At 39.4% G+C, this 10,567-nt stretch carries 10 protein-coding genes and 1 riboswitch; of the genes, 4 read left to right on the top strand and 6 right to left on the bottom strand.

What is annotated here, in order from left to right:
• From hemC to T335_RS0108850, 4 genes are read right to left on the bottom strand one after another with little or no spacing between them, the layout of a single operon-like run.
• Positions 1-957, bottom strand: a complete 957-nt coding sequence (gene hemC / locus T335_RS0108865) for a hydroxymethylbilane synthase (RefSeq protein WP_242837272.1) — start codon at positions 955-957, stop codon at positions 1-3.
• On the bottom strand, positions 929-1,606 hold the full coding sequence (locus T335_RS20260; RefSeq protein WP_051569220.1) for a precorrin-2 dehydrogenase/sirohydrochlorin ferrochelatase family protein: 678 nt from the start codon (positions 1,604-1,606) through the stop codon (positions 929-931). Before T335_RS20260 ends, hemC begins: the two co-directional genes overlap by 29 nt.
• A gap of 10 nt (positions 1,607-1,616) precedes the next feature.
• Entirely contained in the window at positions 1,617-2,894 is a 1,278-nt protein-coding gene (hemA, locus tag T335_RS0108855; RefSeq protein ID WP_026477229.1) for a glutamyl-tRNA reductase, read from the bottom strand.
• A 23-nt stretch (positions 2,895-2,917) separates the two neighbouring features.
• Positions 2,918-3,292, bottom strand: coding sequence for a sirohydrochlorin chelatase (locus tag T335_RS0108850; RefSeq protein WP_026477228.1), 375 nt, complete (start codon positions 3,290-3,292; stop codon positions 2,918-2,920).
• A gap of 213 nt (positions 3,293-3,505) precedes the next feature.
• Positions 3,506-3,685: riboswitch (cobalamin riboswitch) on the bottom strand.
• Between the two features lie 265 nt (positions 3,686-3,950).
• On the opposite strand from T335_RS0108850, the gene nirJ1 reads away from it, so the two are divergent.
• Genes nirJ1 through ahbB form a run of 4 tightly spaced genes read left to right on the top strand, consistent with a single transcriptional unit; the run spans position 3,951 to position 7,063 of the window.
• A complete protein-coding gene (gene nirJ1, locus T335_RS0108840) occupies positions 3,951-5,132 on the top strand; it encodes a putative heme d1 biosynthesis radical SAM protein NirJ1 (RefSeq protein WP_026477227.1) in 1,182 nt (393 codons plus the stop codon).
• Positions 5,133-6,128: a putative heme d1 biosynthesis radical SAM protein NirJ2 gene (gene nirJ2 / locus T335_RS0108835; protein ID WP_026477226.1), complete on the top strand. Its 996-nt coding sequence runs from the start codon at positions 5,133-5,135 to the stop codon at positions 6,126-6,128.
• A 3-nt stretch (positions 6,129-6,131) separates the two neighbouring features.
• Positions 6,132-6,590, top strand: a complete 459-nt coding sequence (gene ahbA / locus T335_RS0108830; protein ID WP_026477225.1) for a siroheme decarboxylase subunit alpha — start codon at positions 6,132-6,134, stop codon at positions 6,588-6,590.
• On the top strand, positions 6,590-7,063 hold the full coding sequence (gene ahbB, locus T335_RS0108825) for a siroheme decarboxylase subunit beta (RefSeq protein WP_026477224.1): 474 nt from the start codon (positions 6,590-6,592) through the stop codon (positions 7,061-7,063). Before ahbA ends, ahbB begins: the two co-directional genes overlap by 1 nt.
• Before the next feature lie 119 nt (positions 7,064-7,182).
• Here the strand turns inward: ahbB and T335_RS20255 are convergent, their stop codons facing one another.
• Positions 7,183-9,846: a hypothetical protein gene (locus T335_RS20255; protein WP_051569219.1), complete on the bottom strand. Its 2,664-nt coding sequence runs from the start codon at positions 9,844-9,846 to the stop codon at positions 7,183-7,185.
• A gap of 22 nt (positions 9,847-9,868) precedes the next feature.
• On the bottom strand, positions 9,869-10,567 hold a 699-nt coding region (locus T335_RS20250), incomplete at its 5' end, for a copper amine oxidase N-terminal domain-containing protein (RefSeq protein WP_034328113.1).

Genomic DNA, 10,567 nt, shown 5'->3' with positions numbered 1-10,567 from the left:
TTAACCTCCAATAATTCTCTCGGTGGTTGTATTGATTAATAGGCCTTCTGCTAAAAGATCCTTAGCTCCCCTTTGGAGCATTCCTTCAGCCAATTGCCTTCCAATTTCATCAAAATCTTTAGAGGGACCCTTTACTGTATCCTTAATCATTTGAAAGCCATCGGCAGAGGCCACCATTCCTGTTAAATGGATTGTGTCATCAATCTCTTCTCCAAAGGCACCAATAGGAACATGACAGCCCCCCTCCATTACCTTTAAAAAGCTTCTTTCTGCCATGACTGCATGGTAGGTTTCCCTATGATTTAGTTTTTGTAGCATTTCATACAGTTCTTCATCGTTTCTTCTAATTTCACAACCTAAGGCCCCTTGACCTACGGCTGGTACAAAGGTTTCCTTATCAAAGTAGTAGGAAATTTTGTCCCCTAAGCCTAATCGATTAAGGCCTGCTGCTGCTAAAATAACTGCATCTAGGGATTGGGTTTCGATTTTTTTAATTCTGGTTTCTACATTTCCCCTTATGGGTTCAATTTTTAGAGCTGGGTTTAAATGTAATAGTTGTGCTTGCCTTCTTAAACTACTACTACCGATCTTTGCCCCTTGGGGCAGTTGATTCCAAGAAAGTTGGTCCTTTGATACCAGCACATCTCTAGGGTCTTCCCTTTCGGTAATGGCGCCTAAAATTAGGCCATTAGGTGATTCTGCTGGCATATCCTTCATGCTATGGACAGCTAAATCGATTTCGCCTTCAATAAGGGCTGTCTGAATTTCTTTAACAAATAGCCCCTTTCCCCCAATTTTGTCTAGGGTTTTATCCAATATTTGATCCCCCTTTGTGACAATCTTTATTATCTCGTAATCATATTGGGGGTAGTTCTCTCTTAATCCATTAATTATGATCTCTGCCTGTATGAGGGCTAAGCGACTGGCCCTAGACCCAATTTTTATTGTTCTCATCATTATCACAACCTTCTCTATTCCTATATCCCTTGTAAATATTCCACATGCTTTCCCGATACTTCTCTATATCCTTTATTTCTCTAACCTCTTGGTTATAGGTTAGCCTATGGAAAAGTTCCTTCCGTACTTCGATGTCGGGTATTTCCTTTAGGGCAATCTCTCTTATTTCTCCCATTGTATCGATAACTAATTGGTATTGGGACCCATAGACCTCTTGAAGTTCCTCCCTTATTTTTCTAGAAAACATTGGACTCTTACCATCGGTGGAGACCGTTAGGGTTAAACTCCCCTGTCGATGAACAGCTGGTACAATAAAGTCACATAAATGGGGAACATCCACAACATTGATCATGATGTCCTTTTTCTTAGCCTCTTGATAACAGCCTTCATTTACCGCTGGAATGTCGGTGGCAACATAAACTAAATAGCTGCCCTCTAGGTCTCCTTCTATATATTGTCGCTCTACTAGCTTAATACTTTTTTCCATTGCCAGTTGTTTAAGCTTATCTGTCACTTGAGGACTAATTACTGTAACTGTAGCCCCATGATCAATAAGGGAGGATACCTTTCTTTGGGCAACCCTACCACCACCAATTACAGTACATTTTCTACCTTCAATATCTAACATTATGGGATAATATTTTTTCATGACACCCTCCCTATTGGTTTCCAAGGTTTTTTTGAAGATCAAATAATTCATCCACCATAGAAGCCATTTGCTCTCCTCTACCAGTTACTCCCGCTTGCTTCATTTGAAGAATTGGCTTTTTCCACATCTTCTTAATCAAACTTCTAACAACAACTTCGATCAGTTCTTTATCCTTATCCTCCATAGGGGAAAGCCGTTTAAAGAGACTGGCTAATTCTTCATCTGTTAGCCTTTGCGTATAACTTTGAAGGGCTTCTATACGGGGATAGATTGGCAGACAGCGATACCAGTCTTCAAACTTTAATATTGATTCTTCTAAATACCCTTCCATTTCTTCAATACACTTATTCCTAAAGGAGATACTCTCCTCTACCACTTCCTTCAGCTGGTCTATATGGAACAAGCTAACCCCATCTATTTTTTCTAATAACGGATCAATGTCCCTTGGTAGGGCAATGTCCACCATACAGATTTGGTTTTTTCCTTGATAGATTTCCTTAAATTCTTGGTAATGAAAGACATAATGGGGGGCTGCTGTAGCGCTAATAACCACATCTACCTCATTAATCTTAGAGTATTTTTCTGTAAAGGGTATATATTGAATTTGGGGATGCTTACTTAATAGGACCTGAAGGGATTCTTTATTTCGATTACAAATATAGATTGTTTCTACTCCTTTTTCCAACAGGTTTTCAATGGCTATTCTACTCATTTTACCAAAGCCAATAACTAAAGCTTCTCTGCCCTTTAGACTACCCAATGTGTTTTCTATTTTTTTTACTGCGATAGAACTAATAGATAAGGGATTCTCTGAAATTGCAGTTCTAGTTTTAATTTCTTTAGCCTTTGCTATGGCTTCTAAAAATAGGCGATTTAGTACTTTGCCCGTAGCCTTTATCTCCATTGCATAATTATGAGCATCCTTTACTTGTCCTAATATCTGATCTTCTCCTAATACTAATGAATCTAGCCCACAACAGACTTCATACAAATAGGCCACAGCTTCCCTACCCTTTTTGATGAGGTAACGACCTTCCAGTTGGTCCTCCTTAAGGTGAAAGAAGTTATAATAAAAGTCTTTAAACCAAGCTTCCCCTTCTTCAATAGCTTTAACCACAGCAAATATTTCACTACGGTTACAGGTAGATAATATAACGGCTTCCTCCACAAAGGTTGAAGCCTTTAAAGCATCGTAGGCCTGTTGTAACTTTGACTTCGAAAAGGCTACTTTTTCCCTCAGCTCAATACTGGAATTTTTATGGGTGACTCCAAAAACCATTATCTTCATTAGAAAATCATCCTTTATGTGTTTTATTTTAGAGCCTCCAATGCCCTTGATTGGAGGATGTCCACCATTCTGTCATCGGCTCCAATATGGTCTCCCATAATAAAGTTAATATGAGGATATTTATCCTTAAGCTCTGTTAAGACCTCTGGAATATCATACTTTACATGGTTTCCTTGGAATATAAACATGGGTACGATGACGATTTCAGTTACATTTTTTTGGGCTAAGGTCTCTAAGCCTTCTGCCACTGTAGGTCTAGATATTTGTAAAGATCCCCATCCTAATTCATGGAACTGTTGATCAAGATTCTTTTGAAGCTTCTCCATTAATTGAACTAATATTTCATCTGCTTCCTTTGCTTTACTTCCATGGGCTAAAACGAATAATCCTCTTTTCATAATCAGTATTACCTCCTATTATTTAGTTAAACCTTAATTATTAAAAATCTACTTTAAATAACACAGGTTAATGGATATAAATCCTTTGTAGTCAAATACCATTGATTACTGTGTAACATAAAAACTCCACCCTATGGGTGGAGTTAATTTTTATCTAGTCAAAATCCATATAAAATCAGGTATGACAAAAATAACAATTCCTTCCCACCGAAGGTTGTTTACTGATTTTAGGCTGGTCTCCTGACTTGTGCTTCCTCTTACTCTTGACCCTTCCCGAAGAAACCCTTCAGTGGTAATCGTCAATTTCATCCACACTTACAGTAGCGGGGGCTGTAGCGGAATTACACCGCTTTCCCAATTAAGTTTCATTACACCTAAAACTTTCCTATTCAGTTTCCCCTTCATCTTATCAAAATATGATTTCTTTTTCAATATTTATTTCCTTTATTACCTCTATCTGTCTTCTCAAATCCCTTCGAACCCTCCTTCCTACATCTACAGTTATATTTCTCACTTTCCCTTTCAGGCTACAGGTTATTAACCTTCCCTACATAACAGACCTCCCCCTATTCCATCATTTTAAGTACATTAAATTAGTAAGTTATGGTTACACTACAATTTATATGAAGATTTTCTCATAAAGAAAGGTGGTATTTAATTGATTAGCCTGACAAAATTTTTAGTGGGAACTGAATACTTTGGAGATTCCCTACGTTATAAACATGGTGCTAAAAATAACCCCCATGGCACGAGTTCGGGGAATGGCCCTGTTGTTGCTTGGAACATGACAAGAACCTGTAATTTAAACTGTATCCACTGCTATATGGATTCTGAAAATAAAAAATATGATGGAGAGCTTACCCACCTAGAAGCCATGAAGTTTATTAATGATTTGGCAGATTTTAAAGTGCCAGTACTACTATTTTCTGGTGGTGAGCCCCTTATTAGGGAAGATTTTTTTCAATTGGCCCAAGAAGCTGCCCGATTAAAAATACGACCTACTATTTCCACCAACGGCACCTTGATTACTCCACAGGTGGCAAAAAAGCTAAAGGAAATAGGCATAGGCTATGTAGGCATCAGCTTAGATGGACTTCAAGAGGTAAATGACCGTATTAGGAAGAAGGATGGCGCCTATGAAGCTGCCCTAAGGGGAATAGAAAACTGCGTGGCTGTAGGCCAAAGGGTGGGTCTCCGTTTTACCATCAATCGCCATAACTATCAAGAATTAGATCAGATTCTAGACCTAGTGGAGGAAGCAAATATTGATAGGGTTTGCTTTTATCATCTGGTTTACTCTGGGAGGGGAAGCTATATGCAGGCTGAGGATCTCACCCATGAAGAAACCAGAAGGGCCTTAGATCTGATTATGGAAAGGACCCTAGATTTTCATCGTAGGGGCTTAAATAAGGAAATTTTAACGGTGGATAATCATGCCGATGGTATCTATCTATACTTAAGATTAAAGGAAATTAACCCTAAAAGGGCCGATGAAGTACTAAGCTTGATGAAGATCAACGGTGGCAATCGTTCTGGTATTGCCTTTGCAAATGTAGATAGCTTAGGCTATGTTCACCCCGACCAATTTACTCAAAAACATATTTTAGGGAATGTACGAGAAAGGGCCTTCGGTGATATTTGGCGGGATGTTTCTAATCCAATTCTTGCTGGGTTAAAGGAGCGTAAACCGCTACTGAAGGGTAGATGCTCAACCTGCGGCTGGCTACAGGTTTGTAATGGCAATTTCCGAGCTAGGGCGGAGGCCGTTACAGGAGATTTTTGGCAGGCTGACCCAGCTTGTTATTTAACCGATGAGGAAATTAAGAAGGGGGTGTCTTAATTGATTATCTCTTGGAATACAACCAATAGTTGTAATATGTATTGTGATCACTGTTATCGAGACGCAGGGGTTAGGACCAGTGAAGAACTAAATACTCAAGAGGGGGAGACCCTTATTGATGAAATCGCTAAGGCAGGCTTTAAAATTATGATTTTTAGCGGTGGGGAACCCTTTATGAGGGAGGATATCTTTCAACTGGTTTCCCACGCTAAAAGTCGAGGGCTAAGACCGGTTTTTGGCACCAACGGTACTTTAATTAAAGAGGAAACTGCTAAAAGGCTAAAGAAAGTTGGTACTATGGGGGTTGGTATCAGCTTAGATAGTTTGGACGTGACTAAACATGATGGTTTAAGACGCTATGAAGGGGCATGGAAGGGCGCTGTTGAAGGCATGGAAAACTGCCGTAGAGCTGGTCTTCCCTTCCAAATTCATACCACCGTTATGGGATGGAATAATCAGGAGATTGAAGGGATAACAGATTTTGCTGTTGAAATGGGTGCTGTTGCCCACCATATTTTTTTCTTAGTCCCCACGGGAAGGGCTGTTAATATAGAAGAAGAATCTTTGCGGGCAGAGGAATATGAAAATGTTTTATCACGTATAATGGAAAAACAAAAGACTGTTGAAATAGAATTAAAGCCCACCTGTGCCCCACAATTTATGCGAATTGCTAAGGAAATGGGAATGAACTTGCGCTTTGGTAGGGGCTGCTTAGCTGGTACTTCCTATTGTATTATTGGGCCAAAGGGGCAAGTACAACCCTGTGCCTATCTCAATATGGAATTGGGGAATGTAAAGGAAACCCCCTTCAGCGAAATTTGGGCTAATCATGAAGTTTTTAATCGTTTACGTACTTTAGAATATAGTGGTGGCTGTGGCACCTGCGGCTATAAAAAATCCTGTGGCGGCTGTCGAGCTAGGGCAGCCTTCTATCATGATGGGGATTATATGGCAGAGGAGCCCTGGTGTCTACATCATGGGCGAAGGGGGTATTAAAGTATGGATCAATTGGATAAGGATATTTTGAATCGTATTCAAAGGGATTTTCCCATTTCCAGTAGACCCTATCTAGAAATTGCTTCTCAACTGGGGATTTCTGAAGAGGAAATTATTTCTAGAATTAAAGACCTTAAGGAGGCTGGCTTGATTCGACGAATGGGGGGAATTTTCGATTCTAAGAAGCTGGGTTATACAAGCACTTTATGTGCCCTTAAAGTCCCTGAAGACCGTATAGATGAGGTGGCAGAGGTGATTAATAGCTACCCTGGGGTAACCCATAATTATTTGCGGAATCATCAATATAACATGTGGTTTACCTACATTGCCCCTTCTGAGGAGGCCATTAGGGTTGGCTTAAAGGAAATTAAACTAAAGACCCACATAGATGATCTGATTAATCTGCCGGCAACAAATTTTTTTAAGATTAATGTTAATTTTAAATTAAAGGAGGAGGCTTAATGGTCTTAAGGGATTTAGATAAGGAAATTATAAGGGCCTTACAGGAGGATTTTCCTTTATCTTCTGAACCTTATAGGGAGCTAGCTGAATCTTTGGGGATTGAAGAGGACCTTCTTCTAGATCGAATCCGAGTCTACCTTGATGAAGGGATTATTAGAAGGTTTGGAGCTGCCATTAAGCATAGAGAGATGGGCTTTAAGGCTAATGCAATGGTAGTGTGGCAGGTGGAGCCCCAATTAACAAAGGAAGTAGGTAAAGTGATGGCTTCCTTTCCTGAAGTTTCCCACTGCTATGAAAGACCCACCTTTCCCCAATGGCCCTATAACTTATTTACTATGGTTCATGGTAAAACCCATGAAGCGTGTGAGGACATTGCAAGTCAAATTGCCAAAGCCGTTAATGTGGATAATTATAGACTATTGTATAGCAGTAAGGAGTTTAAGAAAACCAGCATGAAATACTTTTGCGAATAAAGATAGGCAGAGGGGGCTAATTCCTCTGCCTATCTTTCATTTTAAATAATGAACAATAATAGTTTGAATTTATTTATAGAGCATCCCTCCAGCATTTAATTATTTAATTATTTAATTATTTAATTATTTAAATCATCAAACATTGACCCTTTTACTGTTATTCTAATGGTATCTAGGGCGGTTGAATCTTGATTTGGCTTTCCTGCAATGGTAAGTCCATTATATGTTAGGTTGTTTAAATTAATATCTGCCAACCATGCCCTAATGTAATAATCTCTGCCGTAACGATCACTATCCTGCATATTAGCGAAGGTGTAGAGCCTTCTATTGTTTGGATTAACTGTAAAAGTTACTGTGGTCTCTTCGTTAATCTTATAGATGTTTCCACTCTTTACATGCTCTCTATATTTGTAATCGTTATAGCTATTTGATGTATTAGACTCACTATATCCTTCTAGGATTTCCTTCCAAAATCTATGGGTCCCTGTAATATTGGTACGGTTAATACTATGTTGAATTTCTTCATAGTTCTTTGTATAATTTTGACTAATTCGAAGCATTTCATGCCCACCAATATTTCGGTTTCCGGAGGATAGGTTTACGTTATAGGTATTTCTTCCATCATGGGTGTACAATAGATCTGATTGATAACGGAAGGAGTTAATGATTCGATTTACGAGGTCTGCATGCTCTGGCGTATTGGCTGTTGTGTTTTTATACATTTCTGTTTTAATGGTTACAGAATAGCTCCCTGCAGGATTCAAATAATAGCCTGATTTTACTGGATAATCAAACCGTTGTAGATCTCTATCGGTGGCAAATACGATTTTTTGATATCGGTTATTATCCCTTACCATATTGCTTGCTGCTTGTCTATCGGATTGATATTCACTGGCCATACTACTAAGGACAGACCAATTAATGTCAGCTGTATTCTGCTGGGTAAATCTTCTTTTGTATTGACCATCTACTTCTTCGTAGCCATATTCATTACCATTTTCGTCTATGTGGCACATCCATCTAATGACATCAAAATCGTAGGGGTCACTAACCCAAAACATTTTTCTTGTATTACTGGTGCCATGATTATTTTCCACCACTGTTTTAAAGTTTCTGGCTGCAACATAGGGCATATCCTGTGGCTTTAGACCATTATAGATGTAGGCACGAATATTTAATACATCTGTTCCATTATCAAAACTACTGGAGGTGGTTCTCCTTTCTGTTCTTGTGATATAAATAGGATTTCCTTCTCCATCGGTACCAGCTAATTCTTGCACTTCATATTTATAATTTCTCTGGACCATTCCTTCATACCTTATGCTGGGGCTTTTATCCACCCAGGGCAGACTTGAATAGACCCCTCCCTTAGGATTGTCGCCAAAGGAAGGCCGCTGAACTGTTGCACTAATGGTGGGTCTCCTGATAATAGTATCGCTAGCTTCATTAACAGGAGGATTGTTTTGTACCGAAAACTGTTGCAAAATTTCTGGTTGACTAGATTGGCTTACATTAAGGCTTCCTGTAGCATTTCCATCCCACTGACCTTGGGGAAGGTGTAGATAGGCAGTTATATTTCCGCCATTAATCATGGGATGATTTATTTTTCTAGATAATACATGATAGTCTAGGTCATAGTTAGTTACCGATGGTGGTGATTCACCATGAAATAAAATTCTCTCTTCGGCCTCATTATTTTCTAGGTTTGACTCTTCTACCCCTACCCCTTCTGCCCTAAATTTAACGATGACATCGGAGGCAGGCATGGGTAATTGTGCATAATATAGGACTTCTCCTTCTTTAAGGATTTTTCCTGTACCACTTCTGTTACTTCCGTGACCAGAGTAGGTTGCTTGACTTGATAGGTCCTTACCTGTGGCATCTTTAATCTCCCATGAATAAGTGATGTCTACATCCATATCGAAGGTGGAGGTGACAAGGGCTCCAATTACAACCTGTTGACCCTCACTGGCCCTTGAAGGGATGGTTTCAAAGTCTACTGCAATATCCTTCTGTTGTAGGGCATAGGGCTCTAACAGGAAGGTTCTATAGTTTAACCTATTATAGCCATCCCAGTAATAAAAGGCAATGCCTAACCCCCATGAATGCTGGGTGGGGGGTTGGATGATATACAAGAACTCATGGAAGTCTTCCTTTAAATTTAAAGGGGCTCCTACTATATTGGGGGTGAAGTAGTTTCGTTTGCCTGTATAAATTGCTATTTGGTCTGGTTGAAACACACTAAATGAAATCCACCTATTGATATAATCTAGACCTCCATACTGTCCAGAGTGTAGATGTCTCGTATAAGCAGAACCATTTTCGTCATATAGCTGCCTTACTCCATCATCACCCCATGGTTTTTTAATCCATTTTTTATCAGAGGCTAAGTATCCCTCATTATCGGGGGGAAAGACGGGGTTTCCAAAGGCAGAGCCGTCCCTTGCATAGCCCATCGCCCGATATTCCCGTTTTCCATTAATATCAACAAAGGATGGTCTACCGGCAGAAGTAACAGCCTCACTAGCTTCTACTTGACTACCATAGACGAAAATGGGCTTGTTTTGAAAGGCAGGGGTACTAGTTTTTGCAAATTCATGGTTTAACCCCTTACCATTGCTGGTTAATCGATAATAGTTGGTTATCCCCATTAGTTCTTGTAGAAATTTATTGGCGTCGTTTATGGCTTCTTCTGCTGTTTGATAGACTTTAGCATAGGGGCTGTATAACCCATTTAGGAGTATCATAAAAACAATTGTTAGATAAAATACTCTTTTTTTCATTGGTTAATCACTCCCCGATTTTTTAGCCACCATAGGGGGAAACCCCTGGTTTGTATATCCATAATTCAATTGCTTCTCCCCTTGATCTTGTTATGCCAATATATTGTCCTGTTTTACTATCATAAAACCGCTTGGCTTCTAAAACATCTGTTTCTTTCATTTTGGGTCTAATATGGTCCATAATTCCCTTTACCGTCTCTTCTGAAAACCTTTGGGATAGGATAATTTCCATATCATTTTTTTGCTGCTCTACATCTGGTCTTAGAAAATTGATACTGAATCTAGCTTCAAAATTTAAGTCTTCTCTAATTGGTACCACTGTTAAATTTATATCTGTAGGTACAGTAAAACCAGCCACTTCCCTAGTGTTACTTTCTGTTACCTCACTTCCATCTAGGGTTATATAGACGGTACGAATGGCTCCATCCCATCTAACATTGGCTCCTAGTGCTTCACTGACAAATCGCAGGGGAACGAAGGTCCTGCCTTCCTTTAGTAGGGCTTCTGTATCCATTTCTTGACTGGCACCGTTAACTAGATAGTTTTTATCCCCTATATATAGGATAATTTCTCTATCATTTAAAACTACTGTTACCTTTTGTTGACTACTGTTCCAATCTACCTTTGCCCCTAGGGCTTCACTAACAAAGCGTACTGGCACTTGGGTTCTACTATTGGCATCTACAAAGGGTTGGGCATCAGGTAATGTTATTCTTTCTCC

The organism is Alkaliphilus transvaalensis ATCC 700919, assembly GCF_000621485.1.
Lineage (GTDB): Bacteria > Bacillota > Clostridia > Peptostreptococcales > Natronincolaceae > Alkaliphilus > Alkaliphilus transvaalensis.
This window is presented reverse-complemented; position numbering and strand designations above follow the sequence as displayed.

Excerpts from the sequence above, each read along its gene's own strand:
- T335_RS20260 (WP_051569220.1), bottom strand. The coding sequence starts at position 1,606 with ATGAAAAAATATTATCCCATAATGTTAGATATTGAAGGTAGAAAATGT.
- hemC (WP_242837272.1), bottom strand. The coding sequence starts at position 957 with ATGATGAGAACAATAAAAATTGGGTCTAGGGCCAGTCGCTTAGCCCTC.
- T335_RS0108850 (WP_026477228.1), bottom strand. The coding sequence starts at position 3,292 with ATGAAAAGAGGATTATTCGTTTTAGCCCATGGAAGTAAAGCAAAGGAA.
- ahbB (WP_026477224.1), top strand. The coding sequence starts at position 6,590 with ATGGTCTTAAGGGATTTAGATAAGGAAATTATAAGGGCCTTACAGGAG.
- ahbA (WP_026477225.1), top strand. The coding sequence starts at position 6,132 with ATGGATCAATTGGATAAGGATATTTTGAATCGTATTCAAAGGGATTTT.
- T335_RS20255 (WP_051569219.1), bottom strand. The coding sequence starts at position 9,846 with ATGAAAAAAAGAGTATTTTATCTAACAATTGTTTTTATGATACTCCTA.
- hemA (WP_026477229.1), bottom strand. The coding sequence starts at position 2,894 with ATGAAGATAATGGTTTTTGGAGTCACCCATAAAAATTCCAGTATTGAG.